The sequence below is a fragment of the Sphingomonas sp. TX0543 genome, from assembly GCF_048565505.1.
Lineage (GTDB): Bacteria > Pseudomonadota > Alphaproteobacteria > Sphingomonadales > Sphingomonadaceae > Sphingomonas.
In genome coordinates, this window is the sequence record NZ_JBLZUS010000004.1 from 254,864 (window position 1) to 272,447 (window position 17,584).

Below are 17,584 nucleotides of genomic sequence, written 5' to 3' on the forward strand. Positions count from 1 at the left end.
GCGCCGACAACCGTCGGCGCGGCATGCAATCTGAGCCAGATGGCTCCCACCGTCAACGGGATCGCTCCCTGCCATAGCAAACACAGGATCCAGCAGCGCCGAGGCGGCCGTGGTCCTCACCATCCTTAAAACGAGATACGCACCCAGGTGGAAGGCCCGAACATTATCTACAGGGTCGCTCGACGAGCGCCCTCACGGCACTTGCAGAGAGGGGTCCTTCCACCTGGCATCCGACCGTTCGAGGAACGGCCGGTACTCTGTCCCCGTCTTGATGACGGCGTGAGCCACGCGCGCCATCTTGGCGGTGAGCGCCGTCATCGCCTTGCGGCGACGGTCGGCATCGTCCGCGTGCCCGGCGACATATCGTCCGAGCTTGTCGCGGAAGCTGTTGTCGCGCTGACGCGCGGCGACCTGGGCAGCCATCCAGAAGGTCCGGCGCAGGCGCGCATTGCCGTACTTGGACAGCTTCGTGCGGCCACGGAACGTGCCTGACTGACACGTTGCGAGATCGAGACCGCAGAACTTCAGGAACTGACGATGATGGTTGAAGCGCCGCAGATCACCGGCCTCGGCCAGGATGGTCAGCGCGTTGATCGGACCGATGCCCGGAATGTTGCGCAGCAGCTGGTAATCGACGTCATCGGCGAGCCGCGCATGGGCCAGCCGCTCGATCTCGTCTCGCTGGTGGATGAGGCTGCGGCCCTGCGCGATGACCATGCGGAACATGGTGATGGCGGCTGAGCTCTCCGGCACCGGCAGTGCCGTCGAGGCGGACGCCGTCTCGTAGATGTCGTTGATGAGGCGTGCCTTGGAGACCTTGCGGCCGATGAGCGGCCATGCCGCGGCCGAGAACGCCTCGCGGTCCAGCGCCGTGATGGTGGCCGGCGTCGGAAACCGCTCGATGAGCGCCAGGAACCAGTCGGACCGGCTGTTGCCTGCGAAGCGGGCGATCTCGGGGAAGTACAGCGGCAGGTAGTGGGTCAGGATCCGATGCCAGGTCTGCGTCTTCATCCTTGAGATCGTCTCGTGAGTCTTCGAGAGCTCCTGCAGGTCGTTGATTCCGGCCACCAGCGGGTCGACGTAGCGCTGCGTCGCACCGATCCGCAGCATGTGCAGGATGACCTGCGCGTCCTTGGAGTCGTTCTTGTCCCAGCCGTTGTGCAGCGCCTCGCGCGTTCTGGCGAGCGCGACCGACGAGATGAGGCGCAGCTCGAACCCTGCCGTCAGCAGCCGGTGCGCCAGCGTACGATGGTAATTACCCGTCGCCTCGAACCCGACGATGATAGGGCGCCCGATGGCAGCGAGTTGCTCGGCAAAGCCGTCATAGTCCTGCCTGGTCGCCATGACGGTCATCCGTCGGCGCCGGCCGCCTTCCGGTCGCTCGATGAGAACCTCCTGTCGGCTCTTGGACATGTCGATGGCTACCAGCACGGCGCCGGCAGGCGTAGAGGTGAGCTTGGTCATGGTCGGTCGGCCTCCAAAGTGTTGTCTCGACAACCTCACTTTAGATACCTGCTGACCGGCCATGGCTTGCCCTGATGAAGTCTACGGCCGCTACGCGGCCTTGTCTTCATCAGGGCCATAGCGGCTCCCGAACCAGCGCTTCCCAATGTGCTACGGCACCGAGCTCACCTCGAATGCGGTGCTCGCCTGGTCCGGCGACGCCGGCATCGAGTGGCACTACATCGCGCCGGGCAAGCCGACCCAGAACGGCTTCGTCGAGAGCTTCAATGGTCGTATGCGCGACGAGCTTCTCAACGAAACGCTGTTCTTCACCATCGGCCAAGCCCGTTCGATCCTGGCCCGCTGGGTCGACGACTACAACAACGAGCGCCCGCACTCCTCGCTCGGCTACGCCACCCCGGTGGCATTCGCCGCCGAACTCGAACAGCAACGGGCGGGGTTAACCCCGCCCGTTGCTTCACCTGCGCTCATGCGCGACATTGCCGGTCAGTCTCTGGTTGCCGCTGGATGAAAGGCGGGGGTCACGTCACTGCGATATAGGCAAGCGAATACCATCGCAGATCCAAACTACCGAGCGAAAGCGCTACCGGATGTAGGCCAAGGTCGGTAAACTGAATGTGGTGCATTTTGACGATCCCGGAGCATGACCGCGGACCGCGCTAAGCCTCCCCGGGCCTCCAGCCAAGACACGCATAGCAGCAGTAGCCGTCGATTGGCCCTGTACCTAATAGCAATGAGTCAGCGCGACCCGTCCGCGACCGACCTTGGAGTGCGTTTCTGACCGTAAACGTAGAGGATCGTCAGGCAGACGAGTGCCCAACCCGATCCCATTGCCCAGCCTGCAAGCACGTCCGTTGGCCAATGAACACCCAGGAACACGCGCGAAAAGCCAATTCCCATGACCAATGCGATCGATGCGCCGACAAGGAACACGCGGCCACGACGGGTCGGTGCCCATTGCGCAGCGAGAAGAGCGATCGATAGATAGACGATCGCCGAGTTCGCCGAATGGCCGCTTGGAAAGCTCGCGGAGCTGAAAGGCGCCCAGTGCTCCACCACATCGGGACGCGCCCGGCCGAACCAGGGTTTCACGAGCGCTGTGATTGACGTCCCAACTCCTGTCTCGGCTACCACGAAGGCAGCCAAAGCCGTTTTTCTACTAGCGGCGGCGAAGCCGGCGGTGAGCATTACCACGAGGGTCAGTGTTGCCGTGTCGCCCAACGCGGTCAGATCCAGCATCGCGGCACGTAGGGGTGCGATGCCACCCAGATGGACTCGCACCCAATAAAGCGCTGAACGATCGAAGGCATTTGTTTCGCCTTCCCGGATCTCGGAGCCGAGTTTCCAGACAACGAAGCCGACAATCGCAGCCACGGCCAACGTGACCATCAACAGGAGCTCAGGTTGGCGCCGCAAACGGTCCCACCCCATCGTTAACGTCGCCATGTCGCTACCCGCCAGACATATGCAACCACGAGCAGGACGATGATTCCAAGCGAGATCGGTCCGACGAAACGCTCTACCGCGCCATAGCCCTGCCCCAAGCCAGCGCCGGCGACGGCTAAGATCGACGTCCAGGCGGTGGTACCAAGGAGAGACCAGAAAACGAACCGGCCGAATGGCATCGCCAGAAGTCCTGCCGGGATCGATACGATCGAGCGGATTGTCGGCACGAGACGTCCCACGCAAACGAAGAGCGCTCCCCCGTTGGCAAAGAGGCGTTGCCCGCGGTCGACGTCGTTCCGGCTTATAGTGAGCCATCGGCCATACCGTTCGATCAAACCGTCGAACCGCGTAATGCCGAGCGCGCGTGCGACGAGATACCAGGCGATGTTTCCTGCCATCGCACCCGCGGTTCCTGCGGCGATCACTCCCGGCAGCGCCATCACGCCGCGACCCGCCTCCATGCCCGCAAGTGGCATGATCACCTCGGAAGGCAGTGGCGGGAACACCGTTTCTGCAAACATCAAAGCCGCAATACCGAGGTATCCGAGCTGCGCGATCAGGTCGTGGATCCAGCTGTCCATCGTTCACCAATTAGACCGATAGCGCGGCGAGGGAATGGCCGCAGGATTGTGATTTCCCAATCTTCGGGGCCAAGTGCCGACTTAGTGGCGTGCATTGGGAAATTGTATAGTTCCGGCAAGTGGGAGCCAATCGACTGCACCTATGACGGTGCCCATGCGCACACCCTTTCTTCTCGCTCCGTTGATCATCGCGGGCTGCGGCACCGAACCGTCGAAGTCGCCCGCCGCTCCGCCCGCTCATGCCGAGTTGATCGCGCATGAGGCCGAATTGCTCAAGCTGACACTGACGCCGGCCGCCCAGCAGCGTCTCGGGATAGCGTTGGTACGCGTGGCAGGTGGTTCGGCCAGCCAAAGGCGCCAGGTCGCCGGCGAGATTGTCGTACCCCCGATCAGCGCCAATGGGGTGCCGGTTAACTCGCTGACCAACCTTCAGCAGATCGGCAGCCAGCAAGCTGCGGCCAACGCCGAACTGGCCCGCGCGACGGCGCAGGCACAGCTGGCGCGTATCGCACTCAACCGCGCCGAAAGCCTGGTGCGCGAGGAAGCAGGCAGTGTGCGCGGTCGCGACGAAGCCGCTGCAGCGCTGGTTGCTGCTCAGGCCGCGCTCGGTGCTGCGCGCCAGCAGCGACAGTTACTGGGGCCAGCGGTCGCCTCACTTGGCTATCAAACTGTGTTGTGGGTACGCGCATCGGTGTTCGGCAGCGACGTGGGCGATGTGCGTCGGGAAGGCGCTGCAACGATCCGCGCGCTCGGCCAGGGCGGCGCACCCCGCGCTGCGCGTCCGGTGCAGGCAGCGCCATCGGCCAATACCGCCGCTGGCACCGTCGATCTCTACTATGCAGTCGATAACCGCGACCGCCATTTCCGCGTTGGTCAGCGTGTCTCCGTCGACCTACCGCTTGCCGGGCAGACCGAGGGACTGTCGGTGCCGTCGTCCGCGATCCTGCGCGATATCTATGGCGGTGAATGGGTCTATCAGAAGACAGCCGCCAACACCTTCGTTCGACAGCGCGTCGAGGTAGCAACGGAAAGCGACGGTCGTGCTCTGCTCGCCCGCGGGCTGGCGTCCGGCGCCCAGGTCGTGACGGACGGCGCGACCGAATTGTTCGGGACCGAATTCGGGGCGGCGCACTGATGCTCGGCCGGCTCGTCCATTTTGCGCTTGCGCAGCGCGTCCTCGTCCTCGCGCTCGCCGCCTTGCTGGTCGTGCTTGGTGTCCGCGCCGGGCGGGACGTGCCGCTCGACGTGTTCCCCGAATTCGCCCCGCCGATGGTCGAAATCCAGACCGAGGCGCCGGGCCTATCGACCGAGGAGGTCGAGAGCCTGGTCACGGTGCCGATCGAGACGGCGGTCAACGGCGTGCCCGGCCTTATGACGCTGCGCTCCAAATCGGTGCTGGGACTATCGTCGGTACAGATATTATTCGAGCGCGGGTCCGACGTGGTCAGCGCGCGCCAGATGGTCGGTGAGCGGATCACGCAGGTCCAGCCGCGCCTGCCGCTCGCGGCGCGTCAGCCGGTGCTGATGCCGCCGCTGTCCTCGACCAGCCGCGCGATGAAGGTCGGGCTGTCCTCGAAGAAGCTCGACCAGATGCAGATATCCGAGCTGGTGCGCTGGACGATACGGCCGCGGCTGATGGCCGTCCCCGGCGTCGCCAACGTCGCGGTATGGGGCCAGCGTGATCGCCAGCTTCAGGTGCTGGTCGATCCCGACCGCCTGCGCGCCGCCGGCGTGACGCTGGCCGAGGTCCGCGCCGCAGCGGGCGACGCGGTGCTGGTCGGCGGCGGCGGGTTTGTCGATACGCCCAACCAGCGCCTCGCGGTCCAGCAGGCGGGCACGGTCCAGACTGCGGCCGACCTGAGGCAGGCGATCGTCAAGCAGGCGGGCGAAGCGCCGGTCCGCATCGGCGACGTCGCTCGCGTGGTCGACGGTTTCGCCGCGCCGATCGGCAACGCCATCATCGACGACAGCCCCGGCATCATGCTGATCGTCGAGAAGCAGCCGACCGCCAACACGCTGGAACTGACCCGCGCGGTGGAGGCCGCCTTCGCCGAGCTGAAGCCGGGCCTGAAGGACGTGAAGGTCGATACCACGATCTTCCGCCCCGCGACCTTCATCGAACGGTCGATCGACAACCTCACCCGCGCCCTCCTGATCGGCTGTGTGCTGGTCGCGGTGGTGCTGTTCCTGTTCACTCGCGACTGGCGTCACGCGACGATCAGCCTCGTCGCGATTCCGCTGTCGCTGCTCGGCGCAGGCCTAGCATTGCTGTGGTCTGGAGCGACGATCAACGTGATGATCATCGCCGGGCTCGTCATCGCGCTGGGCGAAGTGGTCGATGACGCGATCATCGATGTCGAGAACATCGCGCGCCGCCTGCGGCTGAACCGCGAATCCGCCGATCCGAAGCCTGCGTTCGACGTGGTGCTCGCCGCCTCTTTGGAGGTGCGTTCGGCCGTGGTGTTCGCCTCGCTGATCGTGATGCTGGTCTTCATGCCGATCTTCTTCCTCGGCGGCGTCGCCGGCACCTTCTTCCAGCCGCTTGCCGTCGCCTATGTGCTGGCGATCGGCACGTCGCTGCTCGTCGCGCTGACCGTCACGCCGGCGATGTGCCTGCTCCTTCTCCCGAATGCGCCGCTAAAGGAGGAGCGCGACACCCGGTTCGTGGCCGCTCTGAAGCGTCGCTACGTCGGCTTCCTGCCGCGCGTCGTCGGGCGGCCGTCGCTCGCGGTCGGCATCGTCGCCGGCGGGCTGCTGCTCGCCGGGGTCGGCTATGCGACCTTCAAGGACCAGTTCCTGCCCGATTTCCGCGAAACGGACTTCCTGATGCACTTCGTCGAGAAGCCGGGCACTTCGATCGAAGCGATGGACCGGATCACGATGCGCGCATCGAAGGAACTGCGCGCGATCCCCGGCGTGCGCAATTTCGGCGCGCATATCGGCCGCGCGGAGCAGGCCGACGAGGTGGTCGGCCCGAATTTTACCGAACTGTGGATCAGCCTCGACGAGAACGCCGACTATGACGCCTCGGTGAAGCGCATCAAGGACGTGGTCGAGGGCTATCCGGGTCTCTTCCGCGACGTGCTGACCTATCTGCGCGAGCGGATCAAGGAGGTGCTGACGGGCGCCGGGGCCACGATCGTGGTTCGCATCTATGGTCCCGATCAGGACGAACTGCGTGCGGCGGGCGCGCGGGTCCGGTCGGCCATCGCGGGCATACAGGGCATTTCTGACCTGAAGCTCGAAAGCCAAGTGCTCGTACCACAAATTCGTATCCGCCCGAAACCGGCCGAACTGGCGCGGCTCGGACTGTCGGCCGGCGAGGTCCGGCGGCAAGCTCAGATTCTGGTGGCCCAGCAGAAGGTCGGCGAAATCTATCGCGACCAAAAAGCATTCGACGTCGCTGTCTGGGGCGAGCCGGCCGTCCGCAACAACATTCACGCATTGCGCGATCTGATGATCCAGACTCCGGCACCTGGTGGCACGCTGCCGAGTAACGGCAGTGGGTCGGGCGCCGGTGCGCCGGTACGGCTCGGCGACATCGCCGATGTTGAGATCGTCCCTGCCCCCAACGAGGTGAAGCGCGAGAACGGCCAGCGCCGGCTGGACGTGACGATGAACGTCGCGGGCGCAGACCTGGGAACGGTGGCGCAGGCGGTCGACGCCGCGGTCGCCACGGTGCCGTTCGCCACCGGCTATCACCCCCAGGTGCTGGGCGAATATGCCGCGCTGAAGGATTCGCGTCAGCGTCTCTGGTCCACCGGTGCGTTCTGCCTGATCGGCATCCTGCTCCTCGTGTGGATCGAGTTCCGCTCACGCCGCATCACCGCGTTGGTCGGCGTCAGCCTGCCGTTCGCGCTCGTCGGGGGCGTGGCGGCGGTGGCGCTCACCGGCGGTGTGCTGTCGCTGGGCTCGCTCGTCGGGTTCGTCACCGTGATCGGCATCGCGGCGCGCAACGGCATCATGCTGCTCTCGCATTATCAGCATCTGGAACGTCACGAAGGCGTGGCGTTCGGGCGCGAACTGGTGCTGCGCGGTGCGGAGGAGCGGCTGGTGCCGATCCTGATGACCGCAGCGTGTGCCGGCCTGGCGCTCGTCCCGCTGATCGTCGCAGGCAACGCGCCGGGGCACGAGATCGAGCACCCGATGGCGATCGTGATCCTCGGCGGCCTCATCTCGTCTACCGCGCTTAACCTGCTGCTGCTGCCGGCGCTCTACGCCCGCTACGGAGAGGAACGCGCGGCCTCGCCCTCGCCCGAGCGCAAGGAGGCGCTGGCATGACGCATCGCTGCCTGACGCCGATCCTCGCACTGCTCGCTTCGGCGTGCATGAGCGTGCCGAGGTCGCCGCCCACGGTCGCGCCGGGGAGCGCCACGGGCGGGTTCGCGACGCTACCCATCGCGTCCATCGCGCCCGTTCCGGACGACTGGTGGCGGCTCTACGACGATCCGGTGCTGGACGGGCTTGTGCGATCGGCACTGGCCGCAAATGCCGATCTGCGCGTCGCCTACGCCAATCTCGACGGCGCGCGCGCTGCGCTGCGGCAGGCACGGGCCGCGCGACTACCGCAGACCACGATCGAAAGCGCGCTGGGCGTCGACAACCCCGCCTCGCAGCCGAGCGCATCGGGCAACGTGCCCACGACGGATTACGATATCGCCGCGACGGTGAGCTGGGATATCGATCTGTTCGGTCGGCTGCGCTCCGCTGCGACCGCGACGCGTGCCGATGCCGACGCGCAGGTCGCCGTCGTCGACGGGCTGCGGGTCGCGGTCGTCGCCGACACCGTCCTCGCCTATGTCGACCTGTGCGGGTCGACCCGCGCGATCGCCGCCGCGCGCGCGGTCGCAACCGCGCAGGATCGCTCCGTCGGTCTCGTGCGCGAACAGCTCCGCGCCGGTGAGGTGTCACCGCTGGAGGTATCGCAGGTCGCGACGATCGCCGCCGCGACCCGCGCCGCAATCGCGCCGTTCGAGGCGCAGCGTGCCAACGCGCTCTACCGCCTCGCAACGCTTCAGGGGCGGCCACCCGCTGAAGCACGCGACTACAGCTTCGCCTGTACCGCCGCGCCCCGCTTGCGCACCGCCGCGCCGGTCGGCGATGGGACTGCCCTGCTGCTGCGTCGCCCCGACGTGCGCGAGGCGGAGCGTCGCCTTGCCGCCGCGGCGGCGCGGGTCGGTGTCGCCCGCGCGGACCTCTACCCGCGCGTCAATCTCGGCGGCGCGTTGGGGCTGCTCTCCGGTGGGATCAAGGCGGTCGCCTCGCCGCTCGTGACATGGGCTTTTCCCAATCAGGCGCCGGCGCGTGCCCGGCTCGAGCAGGCCCGTGCGACCGAACGCGCCGCGCTCGCCGGTTGGGACGTCGCCGTGCTACGATCCCTGCGCGAAGTGGAGACGGCGCTGGCCGCCTATGACGCGGAGACGCGGCGCAATCGCGATCTGGAAACGGCCGCACGCGAAGCACAGGCCTATGCCCGCCGGGCCGCGGCTCGCGTCCGCCTCGGCGACGCACCGGGCCTGCTCCAGGTCGACGCGCAGCGCGCGACCGCGGCCGCTACGCTCCAGCAGGCTCAGTCCGACCTGGCAGTTTCGCAGGGCGAGGTCGCCTTGTTTCGCGCGCTCGGCGGCGGGTGGCGAACGGGAACCGCTTCCGAGTAGAATATGGTCATGCGCATCCTGATCATCGAGGACGATCTCGAAACCAATCAATTCGTCGCCAAAGGTCTGAGCCAAGCCGGCCATCAGGTGAGTACGTGCGCCGATGGCCGAGATGGACTGTTTCAGGCCACCGGCGGCGACTTCGACGTGATCGTGCTTGACCGGATGCTGCCCGGCCTCGACGGCCTGGCAGTCGTCAAGGCGCTGCGGGCAGCCGGCGACGCGACGCCGGTCATCATGCTGACCGCGGTCGGCGGCATTGCCGACCGGGTGGAGGGGCTTGAGGGCGGCGCCGACGACTATCTCGTAAAGCCCTTCGCCTTCTCGGAGCTTGCGGCGCGGCTGAACGCGCTGGGCAGGCGGCCTGCCGCGCGGGTGGAGTCACCTACTCTCACCGTCAGTGGAATCGCGCTTGATCTGCATCGGCGGACCGTCGAGCGCGACGGTCGTCGGATTGTCTTGCAGCCCCGCGAGTTCGCCTTGCTCGCCGAGCTGATGCGCAACCCTGGCCGCGTCATGACCCGTACCATGTTGCTCGAGCGGGTCTGGGATTTCGATTTCGACCCGCAGACGAATATCGTCGAAACCCATCTCTCCCGCCTGCGATCGAAGCTGAATGCCGGTTTCGAGAGGGACGCGATCGAGACCGTTCGCGGCGCCGGCTACGTGCTGCGGGCCGAATGATGCTGAACCGCTTCAGGCGCTCGACCTCCGGCCTTGTCACCCTCGTTGCGCTCCTTCTCGGCATGGCGACGGCTGTCATCGGAACGGTCGCCTACGAAGTGACGCACGAGGCGCTGGAGCAGCAGCTCGATCACCGGATCGAGGCGGAGATGCGCTCGCTGATTGCGGAAAGCCGCGGTACGATGCCGGGCCTGACCGCCGCGATCAGGCGCAGAAGTGCCGCCCGATCTACCTCCAGCCTCGATTACATCCTCCTCGATCGCGAGGGGAATGCAATCGCCGCGACGATCGTGACCGATCATCCCGCCGCTCCCGGATACGAAGAGTTCCTGCACTATCGACGCGGAGAAGCCGTCGGGGTCGCCCAGGCGCTGACGACATCTCTTGGGGCCGGCACGTTGATCGTCGCGGCGGATCGCAGCGGGCTCGACGAGATTGATCGAACGCTCATGCAGCTGTTCGCCGGCGCTCTGGCGGTGACGCTGCTCATGGGGAGCGTTTCCGCGCTGCTCGTCGGCTGGATTACGCGGCGGCGGCTTGCGCGGATCGACGCGACCGCAAAGGCGATCATCGCAGGCGATTTCACGCGCCGGGTGCCGGTCGACGGCTCGGGGAGCGAGTTCGATCGCCTCGCCCGGACCATCAATTCGATGCTCGAGCGGATCAATACCCTGCTCGACAATCTGCGGCAGGTATCGAGCGACGTCGCACACGACCTGCGGACGCCGCTCACGCGCCTCTACAATCGTCTGGATGGCGCGCTCTCGGGTCATGAGGCGGAGCCGCAGCGGGGTGCAATCGAGGCGGCGAGGAGCGAAGCGGCCGAATTGCTGGAGATTTTTGCGGCGCTGCTGCGGATCGCCGAGATCGAAGGAATGCAGGATCGATCCCGGCGACAGCCAGTGGACCTGACGGCCTTGGTGGAGCAAATGGGTGAAACCTACGCGCCCGATTTCGAGGCGAACGGACATCGCTTCGAAGTCGATGCAGGCCCTGGCGCCGTTATCCACGGGGATCAGCGGCTCCTCAGTCAGGCCGTGGCCAATCTGCTCGACAATGCCTTGCGCCATACGCCTGCAGGAACGCTGGTGCGGCTTGTCGGCGAAACCGGCGGCCGGACTGCGAGCATCACCGTGCGGGACGACGGACCAGGCGCGGCGGTTGCAGACCCCAGCACGTTGTTCCGCCGGTTCGTGAGGGTCGAGCACGCCAGGGCCTCCCCCGGCAACGGCCTGGGGTTGGCCTTGGTGGCTGCGATCGTTTCCGCGATGGGAGGTGACGCCCGGATCGATAGCGGACCGGGGTTCGCGGTGATCCTCACTTTTCCGACCGTCGATGTCGGCCTGAAACCTGCCTGACGGACCACGGCGTTGGTAGGATCACCGCCAAAATTACGATTCCCCAATGTGGCCGAGTGTTCGATTGTCATCGTCCTCGAAGTTTTCCATTTTCGGCGGCGGGAGGCGCGAGTTAGGTGGAGATGATCAAGCCCGTTGAAAGTCTGCCGCTCGATGTCCTCTACGGCGTGCATCGCGCCGAGCTGCTGCGCTTTCTGATCTCGCGTACGGGCGATCCGTCCGAAGCCGAGGATCTGGTGCAAGACCTTTGGCTCAAGGCAAGCCGCGTCAGTGCTGGTCCGACGGCGAACGGCCGGGCCTATCTGTTCCGAATGGCGCAAAACCTGATCGTCGACCGCGCACGCGAACGGCAACGCCGAATGCGGCGTGAGCGGTTGTGGATCGACGACGGGGCACCACCCAGCGCCGCGTGCGAGGAACGCGTCGATCCCTCGCGTGACGCCGAGAAAGCGCTGATCGACCGCGAGGAGCTCGCTCGCTTGTCGCAGGCGATCGAAACGGTTCCCGACGGAGCGCGTCGGGTCTTTGATCTGCACAAGTTGAAAGGACTGTCGCACGCGGAGGTTGCCGCCCAGCTGGGCATCTCCCACAGCGGTGTCGAAAAGCACATGGCGGTTGCGATGAAATATCTTCGTCGCGCGCTGGCCGACTGAGGGCGAACGATATGCGTGTCGTCTTTGATCGCTTAGGATTTTTCGGAAAGGCTACCGCGCAATGAGCGCGCCCCGTCAAAGTGACGATGACGTCTTCGAGCAGGCCGTTGCCTGGCACCGCGCCCTCGCGCGTGACGACGCCGATTGGGACGCGTACATGTCATGGCTCGACCAGGATCCAGCGCACCGGGTCGCCTTTGATGAGGTCGCATTGCTGGACCGCATGATCGAGGATCATGCTCCTTCGCTGCAGCGCGAAGAGGACGCGGGCGTCGCCGATCATGCCCCGCAAAACACGCGCAAGCCCCTCTGGATCGGAGGCTCGATCGCCGCAGCGCTCGCGGCAGCGATCGCCTTGCCCATGCTGACGAAGACCCCGGCCGACATGGTCTATCACGCCGCCGCACAATCTCGGAGCATCACGCTCGCCGGCGACACGCGCGTGACGCTCGCTCCCCGGTCGAGCCTTGTCGTTCAGGCTGGCGATCCGACGAGACTGCGGCTTGCAGCGGGCGAGGCCTATTTTGCCGTGCCTCATGTCGCCGGTCGCACCTTGTCGATCCGGGCGGGTGATTATGACGTTCGTGATATCGGTACGAAATTCTCGGTCAATCTTACGCCGTCCTTCCTGACCGTTGCCGTGGCGGAGGGAAATGTGTCCGTCCAGCCGCATACGGGCAACGCCGCGGCCGTTCCGGCCGGCAAACAGCTTCTCGCCGAGCGCGGGCGCGGCCGCGCTCGTCTTTCGACGGTGGTTGCATCCGACGTCGCCAGCTGGCGACGCGGCCGGCTCGTATATGCCGACGCGCCGCTCGACGTCGTCGTTGCCGACCTCTCTCGTTATACGGGCAAGCGGGTGAGCGTCGATCAAAGGCTGCGAAACCGCAAATTCTCGGGAGTGCTAGCGATTGCCAATGGTCCGGGGATGTTTCGCGATCTTGCAGAGCTCATGTCTATCTCAAGCCGCCCTGATGGTGCTGGTGTCCGCTTCATTCCTGTCGGTGAGCGCTGAAGCGGTTGCACAAGCATCGGTCCGACTCGAAAAATCTACCGCCATCACCATCGACCTGCCGGAAGGCACGCTTGAAGCAAGCGTCGCACTCCTCGCGCAGCAGGCCAGTATCGCGGTGGCGTGGCCCAATCCGCTTCCGAAAGCCATGGTTCCGCGGCTCCGCGCGCGGCTGACACCGCTGGCTGCCCTGCGGCGATTGCTGGTTGGTACAAATCTGACGGTCACGCAGGTGGGGCCCAGAACATATCGCATCGAACCCCGCGGGAACCTGCGGCCCCGAACGCAGCCGGCGCCGCGCGCGCCCCGCGCTGCGCCGCCCATCGCGGTCCCGGAAGAGCTGCAGCAACAGGAAATCGTCGTGACGGCGCGGAAGATCATCGAGCCGGTCAGCGGCGTTCCGGGCGGGATTGCCGTCCTGCAAGACGCCAGGCTCCCGGTCGGCCGCCTCGCTGTCGCGACGACCGACGTCGCCCGCGGGCTGGAGGGGCTGTCGCTGACGAATCTGGGACCAGGCCGGAATCGGCAATTTATCCGCGGGGTCGCCGACAGTCCGTTCAATGGCCCTAGCCAATCGACCGTCGCGGTCGTCCTCGACGAGGCGCGCATCACTTTCGACGCGCCCGACCCCGACCTGCGGCTGGTCGATATGGAGCGGATCGAACTGCTGAAAGGGCCTCAAGGACCGCTCTACGGCTCGGGTGCGCTGGGCGGCGTCTATCACATGGTGACGAGGAAGCCCGACCTCGCCGCACATCAGTTCCACACGAGTGTGTCGACCGAGATCGTGCAGGGCGGCGGGGTGGGCGCCGGCATAGAGGGAATAGCCAACCTGCCACTGGCCGACGATCGCCTGGCCATACGCGGTGTGGGATATGCGTCGCGCGAGGCGGGTTGGGTCGACCGCGTTGGACAGAAGAGGAACGCCAATCGCGCCGAAACGACCGGGGGACGGCTGGCGCTGCGCTGGCAGCCCGATCCGGTCTGGACACTGGACGTCGCCGGCATTCTGCAGAATGTGAATACGCGGGACAGCCGTTATGTCATCCAGGAGGACGTGGTCCGCCGCCCGGCCGGTATCACCGAACCCAGTGACAACGACTTTTCGGCGCTCAGTGGATCGCTCGCAGGTCGTATCGGGGATTTAAGGCTTCTGGTCTCGTCCAGCTACGTCGATCACGCGGTCGACTATGTCCAGGACGCTACCGATGCCGCGCCGGCGTTCGGGCGTGTCGGCCCCCTTCGCTTCAGCGACATGCGACGCTACTCCGTCCGCAATCACGAAGCGCGACTGTCGTCGGCAACGCCGGGCGCCTGGTTGATCGGCGCCTCGTATATGCGCGCTGTGAGCGATGAAACCGGAACGATGGAATCGGTCAGCCGCGATCCGAATTCGACCCTGGTGCAAAGCCGGTTGCGGCGCGTGGTGGAGATCGCCGGGTTTGGCAATGCGACCCTGAACGTCGCGCCGCGCGTTCAGGCGACGGTCGGCGTCCGCCTCTCCCACACGGTCGACGAGGACGAAACTGCGGAGGAAGCTGGCGCTACCGTCAGCCGGATCGGGAAAACGACGCTCTCCCCCAGCCTCGCCATATCGTGGCGCCCGCCCGGCAGGGGACTGGTCTATCTGCGTTACGCCCGCGCAGTGCGTCCAGGCGGCCTCGCGCCAAATGCGACCACGCAAGCGACTCGCTTCGATGCCGACGAGTTGGGATCTGCCGAACTGGGCTATCGGGGATATCTGCACGGTGACTCGCTTCGCTTCGACGTCGGCGCCTTTCATACGAGCTGGTCCGGCATCCAGAGCGATTATCTGCTTCCGAACGGGCTGGTATCGACACGCAATGCCGGCAGCGCAGCCGTGCTCGGCACAGAGATCAGCGTGGATTGGGACGCATCGGCAAGGCTGCGCATTTCGGCAGGCGCAAGCTATGTCGACGCCAGGCTGACGCGGAGCGAGGACGGCGTGGAAGTCGATGATCGTCGGCTGCCGATCACGCCGGATCTCAGCGCCCGGCTCGTCGCCGCCTGGCGTTTGAACGTCGGACACTGGTCGGGGTCATTGGGAGGACAAGCGAATTACGTCGGCCATGCCCATCTGACCTTCGATCCCGCCGCCGATCGCACGATGGGAGGATATGCTCTGCTGTCGGCCAACGCGCAGATGAGCAGAGACCAGTGGACTGTCACTGGCCGAATAGACAATCTGCTCGACACGACCGCAGATACGTTCGCATTCGGCAATCCGTTTTTGAGGGAACGCCAGTTCACACCCCTGCGGCCCCGGACCGTCACGCTGTCGGTGTCACGCTCCTGGTGATCGGACGCAGCCGGTAGGTCGCAACGTAACCGACGTGATCAGACAGCATGCTGCCCGACGCATCCCGGCCGAACGGGGTCGTGATGCGGACCGCGTCGAGCGCCATGTCGGCACCGTCGAAGTGAAGCTGCCAATCACGGGCCCGCTGCAGCGACCAGCGTGCATCGCGGTCGAGAGCACCCCCTGTTGCCGCCACCTGCCGCAGGGCATCGCGCACCACGGGTTGTGCCGTCCAGCGCCGTACAGCGGCCTGCATCGGGAGCCGGCGAGCCGGCACCGACCCGACGTTGAGGTCTCCGGCGACGATCAGGGGGCGGCGCGCATCATGCGTTCTGGCGATGAACGCGGTCAGGTAAGCGAACTGCCGCTTCCAGGCGGCGTCGGCCCGTTCGGCTGGCACGCCCGACGCACCGCGGCTGTTCAGATGCGTGGTCAAAACGTCGATCCCGCCGGGGGCGTCCGGTGTTGCAATCGTCGCGATCATCGCGCCCTTTGCCGCGAGACAGTCGTAGCCGGCGCAGTCATAATGCGGGAATGTCATGCTACGGACGCGAAGGATCGGGTAGTCCGACATTATGGCAAGTCCACTGCCGACAAATTTGCCCTCAGTCTCACCAACCGACCACCGCGCGGCATCGGCGAAAACCCGCTCGTCGGTAGATGGCCGGCCTTCCGTCGTTGAATCGGTTCCCGGCCCCAGCGCGGCATATCGATAGCCTGACGCGTGGATCATCTTGCGTGCGCCTTCAGTGAATGCCTCTTGGACGACAGCGATATCCGGCGCATCTCCGGGTCGTGTCCGTCAACGTGGTGTAATTTCAGGTGTGCCACCGGGCCGCATCGTTCAGGCGGCCTTGGGTGTAATCTGTAGGGGCGGTACCTCCTCGATCTGTGGTGTGGCGAGAGCGGTCATGCCTTCGATCTGCATGTAGCGGTTCTGGAGCTGGTATTCGTCGTTCTGCTCGAGGAGCACGGCGCCGATGAGGCGGGTGATGCTATCCTCGTTGGGGAAGATGCCGACCACGTCGGCGCGGCGCTTCACCTCCTTGTTCAGCCGTTCCAATGGGTTGGTGGAGTGCAACTTCGTGCGATGCTGTTCGGGGAAGGTCATGTAGGCGAGCACGTCGTGCTCGGCGTTGTCCATGCAGGCGCCGAGTTTCGGCCAGCGGGCGCGCAGCTGGTCGGCGACGTGACGCCAGGTCTGGGTGGCTGCGGCATGATCGGGCTGGAGGAAGACCTGCCGGATGGCGGCAGCCACCATGGTGTTCTGGCCCTTGGGCACATGAGCCAGCGCGTTGCGCATGAAGTGGACGCGGCAACGCTGCCAGGTGGCGCCGACGACGCGGGTGATGGCGGCCTTCAAGCCCTCATGCGCATCGGAGATGACCAGCTTCACACCCTTCAGGCCGCGCCGGACGAGGTCGCGCAGGAAGGTCGACCAGAACGGCTCGGCCTCGCTGGGGCCGATGTGCAGGCCGACGATCTCGCGCTTGCCTTCGGTGGTGACGGCGACGGCGATTATGGCTGCCACGCTGACGATGCGGCCGCCCTCGCGCACCTTGAGGTAGGTCGCGTCCAGCCAGAGATACGGCCACTCGCCGGCGAGCGGGCGCTTCAGGAAGGCGTTCACCCGCTCGTCGATGTCCTTGCACAGTTTCGACACGCTCGACTTCGAGATGCCACTCATCCCCATCGCCTGCACCAGATCATCGACGCGCCGCGTGCTGACGCCGGCGATCCAGGCCTCCTGGATGACGCTGACCAGCGCCTTCTCCACCGTCTTGCGGGGTTCGAGGAAGCCGGGGAAATAGGCGCCGGTGCGCAGCTTGGGGATCTTCAGGTTGAGCGTGCCCAGTCGCGTATCCAGGGTGCGGTCGCGGTAGCCATTGCGCCAGGTGCTGCGCTCGCCGGAGCGCTCGTGGCGACCGGCGCCGATGAGGCCGTCGACGTCGGCCTCCATGATGATCTGCAACACGCTCTCGGCGACGCTGCGCAGAAAATCGCCGTCTCCGGTCTTCGCCATCAGTTCGGCAAGCGGTAGTCTGTCGTCGGTCATCGGGAAAAACTCCTCGGGTGTTGGTGAAGCTCGACACTTCCACCTTAACCGATGAGCCCGGTGGCCACCGAGACGCCGACGCCGGGGTGGGGCCTCGGCCCCACCCCGGCATACACCGTCATCTACACCGGGAAATTACACCACGACCGCGGACGCTACCCATCTCCGCGCAGGTGCATTGATCGCAGGGTAGCGGCGATGCTTTGCAGCGCAGCGACACGGCCCCCTGCGACAGGCCACGGCAACCCTTTCACATTGTAGGTCAAAAGGGAAACGCCGTGAGCGATGCGCGGCGCGCGCGATGGTATCCGCGCCGCTGGGCTGACCCGACCACCGGCAGCGCCGGCGAGCGCGAC

At 65.8% G+C, this 17,584-nt stretch carries 12 protein-coding genes and 2 pseudogenes; 9 read left to right on the forward strand and 5 right to left on the reverse strand.

Annotated features, from left to right (window positions below; translation table 11 throughout):
* Positions 1 to 167: 167 nt before the first annotated feature.
* A pseudogene (locus tag ACM61V_RS20840) lies at positions 168 to 1,464 on the reverse strand (IS110 family transposase).
* A gap of 154 nt (positions 1,465 to 1,618) precedes the next feature.
* Between ACM61V_RS20840 and ACM61V_RS20845 the strand changes: the two are divergent.
* Positions 1,619 to 1,975: pseudogene (locus ACM61V_RS20845) on the forward strand (integrase core domain-containing protein); the annotation flags it as partial.
* Between the two features lie 227 nt (positions 1,976 to 2,202).
* Here ACM61V_RS20845 and ACM61V_RS20850 read toward each other — a convergent pair.
* Complete coding sequence (locus ACM61V_RS20850; RefSeq protein WP_419714668.1) at positions 2,203 to 2,910, reverse strand: phosphatase PAP2 family protein; 708 nt, start codon at positions 2,908 to 2,910, stop codon at positions 2,203 to 2,205.
* Positions 2,898 to 3,491 carry a DedA family protein gene (locus ACM61V_RS20855; protein WP_419714669.1) on the reverse strand — a complete coding sequence of 198 codons (594 nt, stop codon included), beginning with the start codon at positions 3,489 to 3,491 and terminating at the stop codon, positions 2,898 to 2,900. Before ACM61V_RS20855 ends, ACM61V_RS20850 begins: the two co-directional genes overlap by 13 nt.
* Positions 3,492 to 3,645: 154 nt before the next feature.
* Here ACM61V_RS20855 and ACM61V_RS20860 point away from each other — a divergent pair, with 154 nt between their 5' ends.
* From ACM61V_RS20860 to ACM61V_RS20895, 8 genes are all read left to right on the forward strand, one after another.
* Complete coding sequence (locus tag ACM61V_RS20860) at positions 3,646 to 4,626, forward strand: efflux RND transporter periplasmic adaptor subunit (RefSeq protein ID WP_419714670.1); 981 nt, start codon at positions 3,646 to 3,648, stop codon at positions 4,624 to 4,626.
* Positions 4,626 to 7,772: an efflux RND transporter permease subunit gene (locus tag ACM61V_RS20865; RefSeq protein ID WP_419714671.1), complete on the forward strand. Its 3,147-nt coding sequence runs from the start codon at positions 4,626 to 4,628 to the stop codon at positions 7,770 to 7,772. Before ACM61V_RS20860 ends, ACM61V_RS20865 begins: the two co-directional genes overlap by 1 nt.
* Positions 7,769 to 9,148, forward strand: a complete 1,380-nt coding sequence (locus ACM61V_RS20870; RefSeq protein ID WP_115381703.1) for an efflux transporter outer membrane subunit — start codon at positions 7,769 to 7,771, stop codon at positions 9,146 to 9,148. Before ACM61V_RS20865 ends, ACM61V_RS20870 begins: the two co-directional genes overlap by 4 nt.
* A 9-nt stretch (positions 9,149 to 9,157) precedes the next feature.
* On the forward strand, positions 9,158 to 9,832 hold the full coding sequence (locus ACM61V_RS20875) for a response regulator transcription factor (RefSeq protein ID WP_419714672.1): 675 nt from the start codon (positions 9,158 to 9,160) through the stop codon (positions 9,830 to 9,832).
* Positions 9,832 to 11,190: a sensor histidine kinase gene (locus tag ACM61V_RS20880; RefSeq protein WP_115381772.1), complete on the forward strand. Its 1,359-nt coding sequence runs from the start codon at positions 9,832 to 9,834 to the stop codon at positions 11,188 to 11,190. Before ACM61V_RS20875 ends, ACM61V_RS20880 begins: the two co-directional genes overlap by 1 nt.
* 122 nt (positions 11,191 to 11,312) lie before the next feature.
* On the forward strand, positions 11,313 to 11,843 hold the full coding sequence (locus ACM61V_RS20885; protein WP_115381704.1) for an RNA polymerase sigma factor: 531 nt from the start codon (positions 11,313 to 11,315) through the stop codon (positions 11,841 to 11,843).
* Between the two features lie 61 nt (positions 11,844 to 11,904).
* On the forward strand, positions 11,905 to 12,855 hold the full coding sequence (locus tag ACM61V_RS20890; RefSeq protein ID WP_115381706.1) for a FecR family protein: 951 nt from the start codon (positions 11,905 to 11,907) through the stop codon (positions 12,853 to 12,855).
* Entirely contained in the window at positions 12,815 to 15,172 is a 2,358-nt protein-coding gene (locus ACM61V_RS20895) for a TonB-dependent receptor domain-containing protein (protein ID WP_419714673.1), read from the forward strand. Before ACM61V_RS20890 ends, ACM61V_RS20895 begins: the two co-directional genes overlap by 41 nt.
* On the opposite strand, the gene ACM61V_RS20900 is transcribed toward ACM61V_RS20895, so the two are convergent.
* The gene (locus ACM61V_RS20900) at positions 15,144 to 15,947 is read right to left on the reverse strand and encodes an endonuclease/exonuclease/phosphatase family protein (RefSeq protein ID WP_419714709.1); all 804 of its coding nucleotides are present in this window, start codon (positions 15,945 to 15,947) and stop codon (positions 15,144 to 15,146) included. The two genes, ACM61V_RS20895 and ACM61V_RS20900, sit on opposite strands and share 29 nt — an antisense overlap.
* A 69-nt stretch (positions 15,948 to 16,016) precedes the next feature.
* A complete protein-coding gene (locus ACM61V_RS20905; protein ID WP_062127151.1) occupies positions 16,017 to 17,228 on the reverse strand; it encodes an IS256 family transposase in 1,212 nt (403 codons plus the stop codon).
* Positions 17,229 to 17,584: the final 356 nt, after the last annotated feature.

Bases quoted from the DNA above. Each gene is read 5' to 3' on its own strand.
- ACM61V_RS20850 (WP_419714668.1), bottom strand. From the start codon at position 2,910: ATGGCGACGTTAACGATGGGGTGGGACCGTTTGCGGCGCCAACCTGAG.
- ACM61V_RS20855 (WP_419714669.1), bottom strand. From the start codon at position 3,491: ATGGACAGCTGGATCCACGACCTGATCGCGCAGCTCGGATACCTCGGT.
- ACM61V_RS20860 (WP_419714670.1), top strand. From the start codon at position 3,646: ATGCGCACACCCTTTCTTCTCGCTCCGTTGATCATCGCGGGCTGCGGC.
- ACM61V_RS20865 (WP_419714671.1), top strand. From the start codon at position 4,626: ATGCTCGGCCGGCTCGTCCATTTTGCGCTTGCGCAGCGCGTCCTCGTC.
- ACM61V_RS20870 (WP_115381703.1), top strand. From the start codon at position 7,769: ATGACGCATCGCTGCCTGACGCCGATCCTCGCACTGCTCGCTTCGGCG.
- ACM61V_RS20875 (WP_419714672.1), top strand. From the start codon at position 9,158: ATGCGCATCCTGATCATCGAGGACGATCTCGAAACCAATCAATTCGTC.
- ACM61V_RS20880 (WP_115381772.1), top strand. From the start codon at position 9,832: ATGCTGAACCGCTTCAGGCGCTCGACCTCCGGCCTTGTCACCCTCGTT.
- ACM61V_RS20885 (WP_115381704.1), top strand. From the start codon at position 11,313: ATGATCAAGCCCGTTGAAAGTCTGCCGCTCGATGTCCTCTACGGCGTG.
- ACM61V_RS20890 (WP_115381706.1), top strand. From the start codon at position 11,905: ATGAGCGCGCCCCGTCAAAGTGACGATGACGTCTTCGAGCAGGCCGTT.
- ACM61V_RS20895 (WP_419714673.1), top strand. From the start codon at position 12,815: ATGGTGCTGGTGTCCGCTTCATTCCTGTCGGTGAGCGCTGAAGCGGTT.
- ACM61V_RS20905 (WP_062127151.1), bottom strand. From the start codon at position 17,228: ATGACCGACGACAGACTACCGCTTGCCGAACTGATGGCGAAGACCGGA.